Annotated in this window: 13 protein-coding genes, 3 tRNA genes and 2 pseudogenes; 7 read left to right on the plus strand and 11 right to left on the minus strand. The window is 70.8% G+C overall.

Annotated features, from left to right (window positions below):
• Nucleotides 1-91 precede the first annotated feature (91 nt).
• The 6 genes and pseudogenes from D6270_RS33935 to D6270_RS09365 form a co-directional block, all read right to left on the minus strand.
• Nucleotides 92-793 (minus strand): annotated as a pseudogene (locus tag D6270_RS33935) (biotin carboxylase N-terminal domain-containing protein); the annotation flags it as partial.
• Complete coding sequence (locus D6270_RS33785; protein ID WP_162600278.1) at nucleotides 790-1,068, minus strand: Clp protease/crotonase-like domain-containing protein; 279 nt, start codon at nucleotides 1,066-1,068, stop codon at nucleotides 790-792. The pseudogene D6270_RS33935 and the gene D6270_RS33785, both read right to left, overlap by 4 nt.
• A gap of 29 nt (nucleotides 1,069-1,097) precedes the next feature.
• Nucleotides 1,098-1,196 (minus strand): annotated as a pseudogene (locus tag D6270_RS33940) (acetyl-CoA carboxylase carboxyl transferase subunit alpha); the annotation flags it as partial.
• A gap of 106 nt (nucleotides 1,197-1,302) precedes the next feature.
• Complete coding sequence (locus D6270_RS09355) at nucleotides 1,303-2,058, minus strand: NAD-dependent epimerase/dehydratase family protein (RefSeq protein ID WP_109165835.1); 756 nt, start codon at nucleotides 2,056-2,058, stop codon at nucleotides 1,303-1,305.
• A gap of 10 nt (nucleotides 2,059-2,068) precedes the next feature.
• Entirely contained in the window at nucleotides 2,069-3,079 is a 1,011-nt protein-coding gene (locus D6270_RS09360) for a Gfo/Idh/MocA family protein (protein ID WP_109165834.1), read from the minus strand.
• Entirely contained in the window at nucleotides 3,064-4,446 is a 1,383-nt protein-coding gene (locus D6270_RS09365) for an NDP-hexose 2,3-dehydratase family protein (protein ID WP_109165833.1), read from the minus strand. Before D6270_RS09365 ends, D6270_RS09360 begins: the two co-directional genes overlap by 16 nt.
• A gap of 214 nt (nucleotides 4,447-4,660) precedes the next feature.
• Here D6270_RS09365 and D6270_RS09370 point away from each other — a divergent pair, with 214 nt between their 5' ends.
• The 3 genes from D6270_RS09370 to D6270_RS09380 are packed head-to-tail and all read left to right on the plus strand — an operon-like array spanning nucleotide 4,661 to nucleotide 6,492.
• Nucleotides 4,661-4,912 (plus strand): acyl carrier protein, encoded by a 252-nt coding sequence (locus D6270_RS09370; RefSeq protein WP_109165832.1) that lies wholly within the window; start codon nucleotides 4,661-4,663, stop codon nucleotides 4,910-4,912.
• A 40-nt stretch (nucleotides 4,913-4,952) separates the two neighbouring features.
• Nucleotides 4,953-5,675 (plus strand): SDR family oxidoreductase, encoded by a 723-nt coding sequence (locus D6270_RS09375; RefSeq protein WP_225976803.1) that lies wholly within the window; start codon nucleotides 4,953-4,955, stop codon nucleotides 5,673-5,675.
• A 40-nt stretch (nucleotides 5,676-5,715) separates the two neighbouring features.
• Complete coding sequence (locus tag D6270_RS09380; protein ID WP_109165830.1) at nucleotides 5,716-6,492, plus strand: cyclase family protein; 777 nt, start codon at nucleotides 5,716-5,718, stop codon at nucleotides 6,490-6,492.
• Between the two features lie 126 nt (nucleotides 6,493-6,618).
• Here the strand turns inward: D6270_RS09380 and D6270_RS09385 are convergent.
• The 3 genes from D6270_RS09385 to D6270_RS09395 form a co-directional block, all read right to left on the minus strand.
• Nucleotides 6,619-6,695 (minus strand) — tRNA-Ile (locus tag D6270_RS09385).
• A 234-nt stretch (nucleotides 6,696-6,929) separates the two neighbouring features.
• Nucleotides 6,930-7,002, minus strand: a tRNA-Asn gene (locus D6270_RS09390).
• 5 nt (nucleotides 7,003-7,007) lie between these two features.
• Nucleotides 7,008-7,080: transfer RNA gene (locus D6270_RS09395), tRNA-Asn, on the minus strand.
• 182 nt (nucleotides 7,081-7,262) lie between these two features.
• Here D6270_RS09395 and D6270_RS09400 point away from each other — a divergent pair.
• From D6270_RS09400 to D6270_RS09415, 4 genes are all read left to right on the plus strand, one after another.
• Nucleotides 7,263-7,571, plus strand: coding sequence for a hypothetical protein (locus D6270_RS09400; RefSeq protein WP_109165829.1), 309 nt, complete (start codon nucleotides 7,263-7,265; stop codon nucleotides 7,569-7,571).
• Nucleotides 7,572-7,623: 52 nt separating this feature from the next.
• Nucleotides 7,624-9,069, plus strand: coding sequence for an FGGY family carbohydrate kinase (locus tag D6270_RS09405; protein ID WP_109165828.1), 1,446 nt, complete (start codon nucleotides 7,624-7,626; stop codon nucleotides 9,067-9,069).
• 115 nt (nucleotides 9,070-9,184) lie between these two features.
• Nucleotides 9,185-10,918: an ABC transporter ATP-binding protein gene (locus D6270_RS09410; RefSeq protein ID WP_109165827.1), complete on the plus strand. Its 1,734-nt coding sequence runs from the start codon at nucleotides 9,185-9,187 to the stop codon at nucleotides 10,916-10,918.
• On the plus strand, nucleotides 10,918-12,846 hold the full coding sequence (locus D6270_RS09415) for an ABC transporter ATP-binding protein (RefSeq protein ID WP_109165826.1): 1,929 nt from the start codon (nucleotides 10,918-10,920) through the stop codon (nucleotides 12,844-12,846). The genes D6270_RS09410 and D6270_RS09415 overlap by 1 nt, the downstream gene beginning before the upstream one ends.
• Before the next feature lie 27 nt (nucleotides 12,847-12,873).
• Here the strand turns inward: D6270_RS09415 and D6270_RS09420 are convergent, their stop codons facing one another.
• Nucleotides 12,874-13,923 carry an RNA polymerase sigma factor gene (locus D6270_RS09420; RefSeq protein WP_225977035.1) on the minus strand — a complete coding sequence of 350 codons (1,050 nt, stop codon included), beginning with the start codon at nucleotides 13,921-13,923 and terminating at the stop codon, nucleotides 12,874-12,876.
• 317 nt (nucleotides 13,924-14,240) lie between these two features.
• Nucleotides 14,241-16,175 carry a DNA primase gene (gene dnaG / locus D6270_RS09425; RefSeq protein WP_109165824.1) on the minus strand — a complete coding sequence of 645 codons (1,935 nt, stop codon included), beginning with the start codon at nucleotides 16,173-16,175 and terminating at the stop codon, nucleotides 14,241-14,243.
• Between the last annotated feature and the right edge of the window lie 24 nt (nucleotides 16,176-16,199).

Here is a 16,199-nt window from a genome sequence, read left to right on the forward strand (position 1 = left end):
CACCGCGCGGGGCGACGCCGGACTGGGAGAGTTCCAGCGGCAGACGGGCCGCGACCCGGAACCGCTCGCGCACCAGGTCCACCCCGGTGACCACCTCGGTCACGGGATGTTCCACCTGGATACGGCAGTTGACCTCCATAGAGTAGAAGTCGCCGGTGTCGTCCACCAGGAAGTCGAAGGTGCCCGCCCCTGTGTACTCGGCGGCCTTGGCCCCGAGCAGCGCCGCCTCCCCCAGGTGGACGAGATTGCCCAGCTGGTCACCGAACACCTGGATCTCGACGTGCCGGGCGGCGGCGCGGTAGCACTCCGGATAGACCCGGTTGTCCCCGAACAGGCCCTGCGCCTTGCCGCGTGGCTGACGGTACTTGGCCGCCGGCTCGCCGGGGCCGCGCACCACCTGCGTGTCCCGGCCGCCCCCACCGGCCACCGGTTTGATGACGAGCGGGTAGCCGGTCTCCACGGCGAGGGCGCGGGCCTCCTCAAGGCCGGCCGCCGGTTCGACACCGCCGGGGAGCAGGGGCAGCCCGGCCTCGGCCATCAGCGCGCGAGCGCTGACCTTGTCGCCCAGCCGGTCGATGACGGGCGCGGACGGGCCGACGGAAGTGCTGCCGTGGTCCTCGCGGACCTCGGCGAGGTCGGGGTTCTCGGAGGCGAATCCGTAGCCGGGATGCAGGGCCTGGACCCCAGTGCGTAGGACCGCCTTGATGAGTACCGCGAGACACCCCTCGCGCCCGCCCGGGCCGTCTCCCGCCCTCGTCCCGCCCCCGGTGCTCATGCCGTCCCCGGTGCTCATGCCGTCCCCTCCGCTCGTGCGTCGTCCAGGCCGGCGCCGTAGTGCCGGAAGCGTGCGTGCCGGTGCTCGACCAGTTCGGCCGGGCTCAGCCGCGCCGGTGCCGCGAGCGGGGCGGCGACGGCCTCGCGCAGTCGGGCCGCGGCGACTTCGGGCGCCTTGTGCGCGCCGCCCTCGGGTTCCGGCACCACGCCGCCGAGGATGCCCAGCCGCAGCAGGTCGCGCGCGCCCATCCGCAGCGCCTCGGCGCCAGAGGCGCAGCGGCGGAGTTCTTCCACGGGATGGCCGCGCAGCCCTCCGGGCTGATCACCGAGTAGACCGCTTCCGAAAACGCCAGGCCGCTGTTGGCGACGCCCAGCACGAGCGCGCCGCCGCTGCCCCCTCCACCGGTCACGACGGCCACCACGGGGACCGGCAGCCGGGGCAAAAGATCCAGTCCGGTACGCGGGTGTCCAGGGGCGAAGCAGTCGTGGTCATGACCGCCAGTGTGGCCACCGGCCTTCCAAGTCCGCTCAAGCCGGACTCGAAGGCGCGACGGCTGCCAGATAGGAGTCGATGACCTGGCGGTAGTAGCAGGGTCCGAAGCCCAGCTCCGCCGCCTTCGGGACGAGCCTGTGCAGCCGCTCGGTGGATACGGGCCCCTCCGCGGGTACGTCGACGGTGTGGCGCTCGGCCACGATGCCGGTGCGGTCTTCGAGGTGGCCGACGATGTCCTCCACGGCCGCCTCCCAGCCGGAGGCGATGTTGACCACCTGCCGCGAGACGTCTTCATGGAGGAGGCTCTTGAGCAGGGACACGGCATGGCGGACGTCGATCAGATCGCGACGCGCTCCCCGGTGGACCCGGACGCGGCCCCGCCGGACCTGGGCGACCAGCGAGGGCAGGAACTGGTGTGGGCGCTGCCCCGGGCCGACCGGATAGGCGAGACGCAGGATCAGGTGGTCCGCGCCAGAGTTCCTGATGACCTCCTCCATGGCCAGTTTGTGTCTGCCGTAAGAAGAGAAGGGGCGTACTGGGCCGTCCTCCCGCCCGGCACCGTGCCGTGGCCCGTACATCCCGGCGGACGAGGTCGAGAAGTACACGAGCCGCAGGCCGTCGCGCAGGCACTGGCCAAGCGTGTCGTACAACAGGGCGGCCTCACGTGCGAACTGGTCCTCGGCGACGCCGTCGCCGCTGGACACGCCGGCCGCGAAGGCGACGACACGTGGGTGTGAGCTGGCGAGCGGACGGATGCTGCGCGCCAGGAAACCGTGGCCGATGATGCGCATGGTGTGGCTCCTATGCGGCGCGGGGGGCGGGAGCACCCGCCCGTCGGATGCGCTCCACCAGGTCGGCCTGGCGGAGGATCTGCTCCCCATGCCCGGTGAGGTCACCGCCGCCCAGGGCGGTGCCGGCGAAGGCCGTGACGATGTTGGCGAAGTGGTCGTCGGCCTCGAGTGCCCGTTCCTCGGTGCCGTCCTTGTCCTCGATGCGCACCACGGGCCGCAGGTTGGGCGGCGGGGTGAACGCCCGGTCCAGTGAGAGGAGGCCCTCGCTGCCGCAGATGCGGTAACGGCACTGGTAGGCGTGGGCTATGCCGAAGGTCAGCTGGGCGGTGGTCCGGTCCGAGGTCAGCAGCGCCGCCCCCGCCCGGTCGACCCCGCGGCCGGTGGCCGGGGGCGCGCCTGCCACGGGCGGGTCGCTCATGAGCACCGCGCCCGCCACGGACAGGCCGGGGCCGCAGAAGTACTGCGCCGCCCGGACGGTGTAGACGCCCAGGTCGAGCAGGGCGCCGCCGCCGAGGCCAGGACGGTTGCGGATGTCATCGGCGGGAAGCGGCGGGATGGTGAACTCGGCGGTGAACGAGCGTGGTTCGCCGATGCGTCCGGCGGCGACGAGTTCGGTGACGCGCCGGTGGACGGAGTGGTGGAGGAACATGAAGCTCTCCATCAGCAGCAGTCCCCGCCGTCCGCCGAGGGCCACCAAGTCCCGGGCGTCGGCGGCGGTCGTGGTGAGGGGTTTCTCTCCGAGGACGTGTTTGCCGGCTTCCAGAGCGCGCGCGATCCAGGTGGCCCGCAGTGCGGCGGGCAGCGGGATGTACACGGCGTCGACGTCGGTGCGCTGCAGCAGTTCCTCGTAGCCCGTGACCGCATCGCACCCGTAGGGAGCCGCGAACATGGTCGCCTTCTCGCCGGTGCGGCTGGCCACCGCCACCAGTCGGACCGACGGGTTCGACGCCAGGGCGGGCAGCATCTTGCGGCGGGCGATGGAGGCGCAGCCGAGTACGCCGACCCTCAGCCTCGGGCCCACAGCGGCTCCTTGCCCCAGAGGGACTGGAGGCAGGCGATCAGGGTGCGCGCCTCCACGTCCACGTGATTGCTGTAACCGGTGAACCGCTTGAGCTGGGAGAACCCCAGCCACCGGTAGGCGTCGGGCGGGTCACCGCCGAGGGTCTCGTCGGCCTCGACGACGAGATAGCGGTTGTCGCGCCGGTAGAACCTGCCGCCCTCCTCGGACAGCAGCGCCGAGTAGTGCACACGGTCGTCGGGTACGGCGAGCACGTAGTCCAGGTAGGGCGGCTTCTCCGGCAGATCGTGCCAGCCGTCCGTGACGCACTGCACGGTCGGCGCCATCTCGGCGACGTCGAAGGTGCCGGGCTGGGTGAGTCCCTGGACGAGGACCTGCGGCTCGCCCGCGGTACGCCGGACGATGAATGCGGCAATGCCCTGGCGCTGGGCGGCCAGCAACGGCTGTGTCCAGTTGGTCACCTCGCGGTTTCCCGCCTGTACGGAGACGGCGAGCACCCGCAGGTGGCGGCCGTCGCTGCGGGCGATCTCCGCCGGTGTGCGCCGCCAGTCCTCGATCCGGGCGAGCGGCGAGGTGACGACCTCCCGTTCGTGGCGGGTCTTGATCCCGGTGAGCCAGCTCAGGATCTCGGTGTCGCTGTGCGGAGCCGCGTCCTCGTCCCCCGGGGGGAACGGCAGCGACGACAGAACCGTGCGGGCGTCCATGTTGACGAGGTTGTCCACCGCGAGGAGCTGATGGATCTCGCCCAGGGTGAGCCAGCGGTAGTCGTCGCGGACCTCGATGTCCTCGGTGATCTCCACGACCATGTTGCGGTTGCGCTTGCGCAGGAAGCTGTCGCCCTGTTCGGACTGGAGCACGTCCGTGAGCACCTCGCCGCGCCGCTCCCCCACGAAGTACTCGATGTAGGGGGTGGGCCGCCCCCGGTGCACTCCGGTGTAGTTGCTGCGCGTGGCCTGGACGGTGGGGCCGAGCTGGAACAGGCCGATGTTCCCGGGCTCCATCTTGGCCTGCATCAGGAACCGCAGGACACCGTCGATCTCCTTGACGAGGATGCCGAGCACCCCGGTCTCGGGCTGGTTGATGATCGGCTGGGACCATGTGGTGCCGGAGTCCGCACGGACCGTCAGGCCCTCGATCGAGAAGAAGCGTCCGCTGTCGTGCACCAGGTTCCCGGTGTCCGGGTCGATCCGCCATTTCACCATCTCGCCGAAGGGGATGCGCCGGACCTCGAACGTGCCGGACCGCCGGCGTTCGTCGAGCCAGCCGGGTATCCCGCCGGCTCGGTCGCCGGCCTGGGCCGAATGGGCCAGCCGGGGACCGTACCGGTGGACGGCCCGGTCCCGGGCCGTCCGTGTCGCTGCCTGAGCCATGGCTTCGCCCTGTCCGGTCGTGGGGTGGGCCACTCAGGCTGGGCGCACCGGGTCGAACCGTGGTCGAACCGAGCTGGAGAGCGGCGCTCCACGCCGGCTCGAGCGGGCCTGGAGGCCCGGCGGCGACTCTCGGCCGTGGCGGGCCGACGTGCGGCGCCGTGCCGGACGGCCCGAAGTGTGGATCGACTCGGAACTTCCAGGAGGAACAACCGTCATGATGACTGCGGAAGACCTGAAGAGGATCATGCGTGAGGGGGCTGGCCAGGACGAGGGCGTCGATCTGGACGGTGACATCGCCGACGTGCCCTTCACCGACCTCGGGTACGACTCGCTCGCCTTGCTGGAGACGGTGAGCAGGGTGGAGCGCGAGTTCGGGGGGCCGATCGCCGACGAGATCGTCGGCGCCGCGAAGACACCGGGCGAGTTCCTGCACCTCGTCAACCTGGGCATGTCGGGGGCGAGCTGACGTGCGGCCGGGTGGGCCCGCCGAGGGCAAGGTCGCGCTCGTGGCCGGCGGTACCCGGGGCACAGGGTTCGCCGTCGCCCGTACGCTGATGCGCCGCGGCTGCCACGTGTTCCTCAACTACGCGCACGACGAGGGCGGGGCGAAGGAAGCGGTGACCGCGCTCCGGGGTGAGGGGCTGCCCGGGACCGCCACGGCGCTCCGGAGCGACATCACCCGGCCCGACGCCCTGCCCCGGCTGCTGCACGGGATCCGGCAGCACCACGACCGCCTCGACTTCTTCGTGCACAGCGCCGTCTCGTTCCATCCGATGGACGCGGCGGATCCGGCGCCCGAGGCCATGGCCACGGACCTGACGGCGGCGCTGGCCCCTCTGGTGTACGGCGTCCGGCCGCTCGTCCGGGCCATGGCGGGCGGGCCAGGGCGCGTGGTGGTCGTGTCCAGCACCGGCGCCCAGCGCGTGGTCCCCCGTTACGTCGGCGCCGGGATCGCCAAGGCCGCGCTGGAGGCTCAGGTCCGCTATCTGGCCGTGGAGCTCGCCCCCGCGGGTATCACCGTCAACGGCGTGTCCACCGCGAAACTCGACAAGGGCCCGCGCAGCGGCGACCCCGCCCTGATGCGGGCGCTCGCCGCGCGGACCCCGGCGGGACGGCTGACCACCCCGGACGACATAGCCGCCGTGGTGGCGTTGCTCTGCTCCGACGACGCCCGGTGGATCCACGGCCAGGTGATCACGGCCGACGGCGGTCTGACTCTGCGCGCGTGACGAAGCACGTATCCCCGACCTGCACACAGCGGAGGACAGCATGCGGATCATCGACCTCTCCACCCCGATCGACGCCTCGGCCTGGGAGCCCGAGCCCGTCGAGCACCATGTGATGAGCGCCGCCGACGGCGCCAAGCACATGAGCGAGGAGATGCGCACGCACTTCGGTGTGGAGTTCGACCCCTCGGTACTGCCCGGCGGGGAGTTGCTGTCGATCGACACGCTGAGCCTCACCACCCACACCGGCACGCACATCGACGCGCCCTCGCACTACGGCTCAACGGCGACCTACGGCGACGGACGGCCCCGCCACATCGACGAGCTGCCACTGGAGTGGTTCCACGGCCCCGGGGTGGTCCTGGACCTGACCGGGGCAGGTACCGGTGCGGTGGATGCGGCGTTCGTCCGCCGTCAGCTGGAACGGATCGGCCACGTCGTGAGCGCGGGCGAGATCGTGCTGCTCCGCACCGGCGCGTCCAGGCTCTCCGGCACCCCTGCCTACTTCACGGACTTCACCGGCCTGGACGGGTCGGCCACCCACTACCTCCTGGACCACGGAGTGCGGGTGATCGGCACGGACGCGTTCAGCCTGGACGCACCCTTCCGCCACATGATCGAGCACTACCAGCGGACCGGCGAAGCCGGTGCCCTCTGGCCCGCCCACTTCGCGGGCCGTGACCGGGAGTACTGCCAGATAGAACGCCTCGCCAACCTGGAGTCACTCCCGGCTCCCACCGGCTTCGACGTGAGCTGCTTCCCCGTGAAGATCGCGGGGGCGGGCGCGGGCTGGGCCCGGGCCGTGGCACTGGTGCCCTGAACGGTCCCGGGCGGTCCGTCGCCGGTACCGCTGACCGCGATGAGCGCGGCGCACGGCGGATACCGAGCGTAAAACAACTGCGATAACCACGTTCCCGCAGTTCAGAACGTTTCCGCAGAGTGAAGCTGGTGGGGCGGGTGGGACTCGAACCCACGGCCGACGGATTATGAGTCCGCTGCTCTAACCGGCTGAGCTACCGCCCCGTCTCGGCGTGGCGCGTACAAGTGTGCGCACCGTCTGCCGCAGCATAGCCGGTCATACGATCTCTCGCTCCGGATGGTCGACTTCGCCTGATCTTGAGGACGGCGCTGCGTGCTGCCCGGTTGCAGGGGAGATCGAGGACACCCGAAAGAGTCGTTCCGGGGCCCCTCCGGCGCCCTGGAACGGCACCGGACGGGCACGCGAAAGAGGACCCCGAAGGGTCCTCTTCCGTTCCGCTCCCCCGACTGGACTCGAACCAGTAACCCTCCGGTTAACAGCCGAATGCTCTGCCAATTGAGCTACAGGGGATCGCGCTCCCCCGACTGGACTCGAACCAGTAACCTGCCGGTTAACAGCCGGCTGCTCTGCCAATTGAGCTACAGGGGATTGCTGCGTTGCTTCGAAATCGTACCTGCCTGGCGGCTGCCGGGCGGCGCGCGTTCGCTGCGACACATACATTAGCGCAAGCAGGGGGGTGCTCCGCCAATCGGTATCGCCCGGGGTGATCTCGGGTGCTCGCGGGTAGGCGGGCTGCACACGTCGCACCAAGCGTAGGAAGGGTGGCAGCCATGCGGTACCGGCTCACGTTCATCGCCGGAGTGGCCCTCGGTTACGTGCTCGGCACGCGAGCCGGGCGCGAGCGTTACGAGCAGTTGAAGAAGTCGGCCCGTCAGTTCACGGAGAGCCCCGCCGTGCGCAACGCCGCCGAGAGTGCCGCGCACAGCGGGCGGGACATCGCCGGCAAGGCGTACCACTCGGTCAGCGACAAGGTAGGGGACAAGGTGCCCGCCTCCGTCGCCGAGCGCGTCCGGTCGCTGAAGGAGCGCAGCAGTCAGAACGGCGGCGTCGAGGACGACTGGGGGACGACCAACACCTGAGGGGTGTGGGCGTGAGTTCCGGGAAAGTCCCGCGGTGCGGCAGAATCTGCGTATGGGCATAGTCGCGGGGCTGGACAGTTCTTCCGCCTTCACTCACATCGTCGTCTGCGACGCGGACTCGGGCGCCGTGCTCCGGGAGGGGTACGCCGCCCACCCGGTCGAGGCCAAGGCCGCCGAGGTCGATCCGCAGGCCTGGCTGCTCTCCCTCGGTGAGGCGGCCTCCGGCGGGCTGCTCGAAGGTGTGCAGGCCATCGGTGTCTCGGCCCAGCAGCACGGGCTCGTGCCGCTGGACCGGCAGGGCAACCTCGTCCGTCCCGCACTGCTCGGCAACGACCGGCGGGCCCAGGTGGCCGCGGCCGATCTCGTCGATGCGCTGGGCGGCCGGCAGGCGTGGGCCGAGGCGGTCGGGGCCGTACCGCAGGCCTCGCAGCCCGTGGCGAAGCTGCGGTGGCTGGCGCGGACCGAGCCGGAGAACACCCAGCGGGTCGCCGCCGTGCTCCAGCCGCACGACTGGCTCGTGTGGCAGCTGCTCGGCCGGCCCGCCCGGCGGACCACGGACCGGGGCGCCGCGTCGGGCACCGGTTACTGGTCGGCCGGGTCCGCCGCCTACCGGCCCGATCTGGTCGAACTGGCCCTCGGCCACCCCGCCGCCCTGCCCGAGGTGCTCGGTCCCGCCGACTCCGCCGGGACCACTCCCGAGGGGCTCCTGATCTCCGCCGGGACCGGCGAGACCATGGCCGCGGCCTTCGGGCTCGGGGTCGCGGTGGGTGACGCGGTGGTGTCGCTGGGGGCCTCCGGGTCCGTGATGGCGGTGCACCACGAGGCGCTCGCCGACCCGAGCGGGATGATCACCTCGTTCGCCGACGCCACCGGGATGCATCTGCCGGTGGTCCATGTCTCCAATGCCGTACGCGCGTTGCGCGGCACCGCCGAGATGCTCGGCCTGGAGGGGCTGGAGGAGCTTTCGGCCCTGGCGCTGGAGTCGACGCCCGGCGCCTCCGGGCTCGTACTGCTCCCGTATCTGGAGGGCGAGCGCACCCCGCAGCTCCCGCACACCGCCGGCACCCTCAGCGGGATGCGGCGTGAATCGATGAAGCCGGAGCACCTGGCGCGGGCCGCGTTCGAGGGGATGCTCTGCTCGCTGGCCGACGCCCTGGACGTGCTGCGCGGGCGGGGGGTGGAGGTGCGGCGGGTGTTCCTGCTCGGTGCCGCCGCCGAGCTGCCCGCCGTACAGGCGCTGGCTCCGGCGGTGTTCGGCACGCAGGTCGTCGTACCGCAGCCCGCCCAGTACGCGGCGCTCGGCGCGGCCCGGCAGGCGGCCTGGGCGCTCGGGGTCTCGCAGGGCACCCTCGACCCGCGCACTCCCCCGGCCTGGCAGGGCGCGGCCGCCCAGGTGCTGGAGCCGGGTGACGAACTGGCGGTCGGGCGGGCGGTGCGCCAGCAGTACGAGGCGACTCGGGATCAGATCCATCCCGGGGCCTTCGGAGGCAGCCAGTAGGGGGCCGGTCCGCTCCAGCTTTGACCGGAGTTTGGGAAAAAACGGCTCGCCCTCCGAGTACGGCGTACGCGAAACTTGGTCGGCCTCTGCCCTTCGCCGACTCCGAGAGACACGCGTGCTCATAAAACTCCTGCGGGCCCATCTGGGCCCGTACAAGAAACCCATCGCGCTGCTGGTCCTTCTCCAGCTGCTCCAGACCTGCGCCACTCTGTATCTGCCCAGCCTGAACGCCGACATCATCGACAACGGTGTCGTGAAGGGCGATACCGGCTACATCCTGGAGTTCGGCGGTCTCATGATCGCCGTCAGCGTGCTCCAGGTGCTCTGCAATGTCGGTGCCGTCTTCTTCGGGGCCCGGACCGCCTCGGCGCTCGGGCGGGATGTGCGGGGCGCGGTCTTCGACCGGGTGCAGTCGTTCTCGGCCCGGGAGCTCGGGCGGTTCGGGGCGCCCTCGCTGATCACCCGGACCACCAATGACGTCCAGCAGGTCCAGATGCTGGTGCTGATGGCGTTCACCCTGATGGTGTCGGCGCCGATCATGTGTGTCGGCGGCATCATCATGGCGCTCGGCCAGGATGTCCCGCTCTCGGCGGTCCTGCTGGCCGTGGTGCCGGTGCTCGGGATCTCGGTGAGCATCATCGTGGCGAAGATGCGGCCGCTGTTCCGGACGATGCAGGAGCGGCTGGACACGGTGAACCGGGTGCTGCGCGAGCAGATCACCGGCAACCGGGTGATCCGGGCCTTCGTCCGCGACCCTTACGAGGAGAAGCGGTTCCGGGGGGCCAACACCGAGCTGACCGATGTGTCGCTGGCGACCGGGCGGCTGATGGCGTTGATGTTCCCGACCGTGATGACGGTGGTCAACCTGTCGTCCGTCGCCGTGGTGTGGTTCGGCGCTCACCGCATCGACAGCGGCGGGATGCAGATCGGTGCGCTGACCGCGTTCCTCGCCTATCTGATGCAGATCGTGATGGCCGTGATGATGGCCACCTTCATGTTCATGATGGTGCCGCGCGCCGAGGTGTGCGCCGAGCGCATCCAGGAGGTGCTGGACACCGATTCGAGCGTCGTGCCGCCCACCGCGCCCGTCACCGAACTGCGCCGGCACGGGCATCTGGAGGTGCGGGGCGCGGAGTTCCGCTACCCGGGGGCCGAGGAGCCGGTCCTGCGGGCCGTGGATCTGGTGGCCCGGCCCGGTGAGACCACCGCGATCATCGGGTCGACGGGGAGCGGGAAGTCCACGCTGCTCGGTCTCGTACCCCGGCTGTTCGATGTGACGGACGGCGTGGTGCTGGTCGACGGCGAGGACGTGCGGACACTGGACCCGGTGCTGCTGGCGAAGACGGTGAGCCTGGTGCCCCAGAGGCCGTACCTCTTCTCGGGGACGGTCGCGACGAACCTGCGCTACGGGAACCCGGACGCCACCGACGAGGAGCTGTGGCACGCGCTGGAGGTGGCACAGGCCAAGGGGTTCGTGGAAGGGCTTGAGCACGGACTCGACGCGCCCATCGCGCAGGGCGGCACCAATGTGTCGGGCGGTCAGCGGCAGCGGCTCTCCATCGCCCGGACGCTGGTGCAGCGGCCGGAGATCTATCTCTTCGACGACTCGTTCTCGGCGCTGGACTACGCGACGGATGCCGCGCTGCGGGCCGCGCTGGCCCGCGAGACGGCTGGGGCGACCGTGGTGATCGTGGCGCAGCGCGTCTCCACCATCCGCGACGCCGACCGGATCCTGGTGCTGGACGAGGGGCGGGTCGTGGGCAGCGGGACCCATCACGAGCTGATGGACGGCAATGAAACCTACCGGGAGATCGTGCTCTCCCAGCTGACGGAAGCGGAGGCCGTGTGATGGCCGGTCCGGGCGGACGGATGATGGCCGGGGGCGCGCCCACCGAGCGGTCGATGGATTTCAAGGGGTCGAGCAAGCGGCTGCTGAGGCGGTTCGGCCGGGAGAAGGTCTCGCTCTGGCTGATGCTGGGCGCGGTGACGGTCAGCGTGGCGCTGTCGGTGGCCGGGCCGAAGATCCTCGGGAAGGCGACCGACCTGATCTTCGCGGGGGTGGTCGGCCGGCAGATGCGGGAGGGCACCACCAAGGCGGAGGCGATCGAGGGGCTGCGGGCGGAGGGCAGCGGTTCGATGGCCGACATGCTCTCGGGGGTGGACTTCACCCCGGGCCGGGGCATCGACTTCGGTGCGGTGGGCAGCGTCCTGCTGGCGGTCCTGGTGGTCTATGTCGGCGCCGGGCTGCTGATGCTGGTCTCGACGCGGCTGTCGATCCGGGTGATCAACCGGATCGTCTTCCAGCTGCGGGAGGACCTCCAGACGAAGCTGGCGCGGCTGCCGCTGTCGTACTTCGACCGGGCCAAGCGCGGTGAGGTGCTCAGCCGGGCGACCAACGACATCGACAACATCTCGCAGACGCTCCAGCAGACGATGGGCCAGCTCATCAACTCGCTGCTGACGATCGTCGGCGTACTCATCATGATGGTCTGGATCTCACCGCTGCTGGCACTGGTCGCGCTGGTGACGATCCCGCTCTCGGTGGTCGTGGCGACCCAGGTCGGCAAGCGGTCGCAGCCGCAGTTCGTGCAGCAGTGGCGGGTGACGGGGAAGCTCAACGCCCATATCGAGGAGATGTACACCGGCCACACCCTGGTGAAGGTGTTCGGGCGGCAGGAGGAGTCGGCACAGGACTTCGCCGAGCAGAACGACGCGCTGTACGAGGCCGGGTTCAAGGCGCAGTTCGCCAGCGGGATCATGCAGCCGCTGATGATGTTCATCTCGAACCTGAACTATGTGCTGGTGGCCGTCGTCGGTGGTCTGCGGGTCGCCTCTGGCACCCTGTCGATCGGTGACGTGCAGGCGTTCATCCAGTATTCGCGGCAGTTCTCGATGCCGCTGACGCAGGTCGCCTCGATGGCGAACCTGGTGCAGTCCGGCATCGCGTCGGCCGAGCGGGTCTTCGAGCTGCTGGACGCGGAGGAGCAGGGTCCGGACCCGGAGCGCGGTGAGCTTCCGAAGGAGCTGACCGGGCGGGTCTCGCTGGAGAAGGTGTCCTTCCGGTACGAGCCGGAGAAGCCGCTCATCGAGGAGCTGTCGCTGAGCGTGGAGCCGGGGCAGACGGTCGCGATCGTCGGTCCGACCGGCGCGGGCAAGACCACGCTGGTCAATCTGCTGATGCGGTTCTACGAGGTGACCGGCGGGCGGATCGCTCTCGACGGGGTCGATGTGGCGAAGACGTCCCGGGACGACCTGCGGTCGCGGATCGGGATGGTGCTCCAGGACACCTGGCTGTTCGGCGGTTCGATAGCGGAGAACATCGCGTACGGCGCCGCACGCGAGGTCACCCGGGAGGAGATCGAGGAGGCGGCCCGGGCGGCGCACGCCGACCGCTTCATCCGGACGCTGCCCGACGGGTACGACTCGGTGATCGACGACGAGGGTTCCGGGGTCAGCGCGGGCGAGAAGCAGCTGATCACCATCGCGCGGGCGTTCCTCTCCGACCCGGTGATCCTGGTCCTGGACGAGGCGACCAGCTCGGTGGACACCCGGACCGAGGTGCTGATCCAGAAGGCGATGGCGCGCCTGGCCCATGGGCGTACGTCGTTCGTGATCGCGCACCGGCTCTCCACGATCCGGGACGCGGACGTGATCCTGGTGATGGAGAACGGGTCGATCGTGGAACAGGGCACGCACGACGAGCTGTTGGCGGCCGGGGGCGCGTATGCCCGGTTGTACGCCGCTCAGTTCGCGGAGGCGCTGGCGGAGGTGGACTGAGCCGCCGGTCCCGGTCCGTCGCGTGGGTCAGTCGAGGTAGCCGCGGAGCTGGTCGGCGAAGGCGTGGTCCCGCAGCCTGCTGAGGGTCTTGGACTCGATCTGGCGGATGCGTTCGCGCGTCACGCCGAAGATCCGTCCTATCTCCTCCAGGGTGCGGGGCCGCCCGTCGTCCAGGCCGTAGCGGAGCTGGACGACCTTGCGTTCGCGCTCGCCGAGGGTGGAGAGGACCGCCTCCAGGTGTTCGCGCAGAAGGAGGAAGGCGGCGGACTCCACGGGTGAGGCGGCGTCGCCGTCCTCGATGAGGTCGCCGAAGGAGACGTCGTCCTCCTCGCCGACGGGGGCGTGCAGGGAGACGGGCTCCTGGGCCAGGCGCAGCACTTCGGTGACCCGCTCCGGGGTCAGGTCCAGCTGGGCGGCGACCTCTTCGGCGGTCGGCTCGTACCCCCGCTCCTGGAGCATCCGGCGCTGGACGCGGACCACGCGGTTGATCAGCTCCACGACATGGACGGGGACGCGGATGGTGCGGGCCTGGTCGGCCAGCGCGCGGGACATCGCCTGGCGGATCCACCAGGTCGCGTACGTCGAGAACTTGTAGCCCCGGGCGTAGTCGAACTTCTCCACCGCCCGGATCAGCCCGAGGTTCCCCTCCTGGACCAGGTCCAGCATGGTCAGGCCCCGCCCCACGTACCGCTTGGCGACGGAGACGACCAGGCGGAGGTTGGCCTCGATGAGCCGGCGCTTGGCCGTGCGGCCCATGACCACGAGCCGGTCCAGGTCGCCGGCGAGCCGGGAGTCCAGGTCCGGGTGGCCGGCGAGGCGCTCCTCGGCGAAGAGTCCGGCCTCGACGCGGCGGGCCAGCTCCACCTCCTCGGCGGCGGTGAGCAGCGGGATGCGGCCGATCTCCCGCAGATACTGCCGGAACAGGTCGGAGGTGGGGCCGCCGCTGTCCGCCCGGCTCCGCGCGTCACGGGGTTCGGGGACGTGCTGCGCTTCCTCCATGACGGCCTCGGCTGCGCTCATGACCACCTCGGGTGCCCGGGCGGGCGGGCCGGCCGCGGCTTCCGGGGGGTGCTCCAGGTGGCTTTCCGGGGGGTTGTCCGGGCGGTTCTCCCGGGGGTGTCCGGGCGCTTCTCCGGAGGGTTCTCCGAGCGGCTCTCCGGGTGGTGGACGGCCCGGTTCTGCACGGGAATCGCCGACATGTGCTCGGTCGTGGTCGTCACGGTCCGGGTCTGCACGGGGGCGACCTCCAGGTGATCGCTGCCGGATGACTCTGGCAGCCCCAGTGTGAGGCACGGCACAGGGTTGTCACGAGGGGCGTGCGGGGACTTTCTGATTCCGGTCGGTCACCGGACGGTTACTGCTCCCGGAGCCGTCGGCCCGCGTGGGTCCGGCGCTCAGAGCGCGTCGGCGCCCCTGGCCCGCAGGGACTGCGCGTACTGCTGGAGCACCCAGACCTCGTTCTGCGCGGCCGCCAGATCGTCGGGGGCCACGTTGCTGCCGAGGCGGGCGAGGCTGCCCTGCACCTCGTCGATACGGCGGTCGACGGCGCGCAGCCGGACGTGGACGAGCTGCATACCGGCGTACGTCTCGTCGATCGTCCGGCCCATGAAGACCTCGACGGCCAGCTCGGTGACGAGGGAGCGCACGGTGTTGTCGGGAGCGGCGTCCATGACGGCGACCAGATACTCGCGGTCGTCGCCGAGGCCCCGCTCGGCGCCGCCCGCCTCCGCGATGCACTGGCGGACCGCCGCGTAGGGCGGGGCGGTGAACTCGTCCACGCCGTACGCGTCGAAGGCCGGGGAGACCAGGGCGGGCTTCTGGAGGGCGAGCTTGAGCAGCTCGCGCTCGGTGCGGTGGGCGGGGCTGCGGAGGTTGAGCGCGGGGCCGGAGGAGGCGGCGGGGGCCTGGACGGCCTGCTGCGGTGCGCCGCCGCGACGGTCCTGGGGGCGGCCGGGGCCCCGGCCGCCGCGTGCATCCCCCCGTCCGTCGCCGCCCTTGTCGCGGGCCCAGCGGGCGAGCTGGGCGACGCGGCGGACGACGAACTCCTGGTCGAGGATGCCGACGAGCCCGGCGAGCTGGACGGCCACCTCGCGCTGCACACTGCTGGTCTTGATCTTGGCGACGACGGCGGCGGCCTCGTCGAGTGCGGCCGCGCGGCCCGCCGGGGTCTCCAGGTCGTACCGGCCGACGATCTGGCGCAGCGCGAACTCGAAGAGCGGAGTGCGCGGCTCCACCAGGTCGCGTACGGCGTCGTCGCCCTTGGCCAGCCGCAGATCACACGGGTCCATGTTGTCCGGGGCGATGGCGATATAGGTCTCGGCGGCGAACTTCTGGTCGTCCTCGAAGGCGCGCAGGGCCGCCTTCTGACCGGCCGAGTCGCCGTCGAAGGTGAAGATCACGCGGGCGCTGCCGTTGTCCATCAGGAGGCGGCGCAGGATCTTGATGTGGTCGTTGCCGAAGGCGGTGCCGCAGGTGGCGATGGCGGTGGTGACCCCGGCGAGATGGCAGGCCATGACGTCGGTGTAGCCCTCGACGACGACGGCGCGGCTGGCCTTGGCGATGTCCTTCTTGGCCAGGTCGATGCCGTACAGCACCTGGGACTTCTTGTAGATCGGGGTCTCGGGGGTGTTCAGATACTTCGGGCCGTTGTCGTCGTCGCGGAGCTTGCGGGCGCCGAAGCCGACGATCTCGCCCGCGGTGTCGCTGATCGGCCACATCAGCCGGCCGCGGAAGCGGTCGATGGGGCCGCGGCGGCCGTCCTGGGAGAGGCCGGAGGTGATCAGCTCCTTGTCGCTGAAGCCCTTGCCGCGCAGATAGCGGGTGAGGTGGTCCCAGCCGGCCGGGCTGTAGCCGACGCGGAAGTGGGTCGCGGCCGCCTGGTCGAAGCCGCGCTCGGCGAGGAACTTCCGGCCGATCTCGGCCTCGGGGCTCTCCAGCGCGCGGACGTAGAAGTCGGCGGCGGCCTGGTGGGCCTCGATCAGCCGGATGCGTTCGCCGCGCTGGTGGGACGGGTTGTAGCCGCCCTCCTCGTACCGCAGGGTGATGCCCGCCTTGGCGGCGAGGCGCTCGACCGTCTCCGAGAAGGAGAGGTGGTCGATCTTCATCACGAACGCGATGGTGTCGCCGCCCTCCTGGCAGCCGAAGCAGTGGAACAGGCCCTTGCCGGGGCTGACCTGGAAGGAGGGGGACTTCTCGTCGTGGAAGGGGCAGAGTCCCTTGAGGTTTCCGCCGCCCGCGCTGCGCAGCTGGAGGTATTCGGACACGACGGAGTCGATCGGGACCGCGTCCCGTACCGCCTTCACGTCGTCGTCATTGATCCTGCCGGCCACGGATGAAGTCTACGGGTGGGCGCG

Source organism: Streptomyces griseus subsp. griseus (genome assembly GCF_003610995.1).
Lineage (GTDB): Bacteria > Actinomycetota > Actinomycetes > Streptomycetales > Streptomycetaceae > Streptomyces.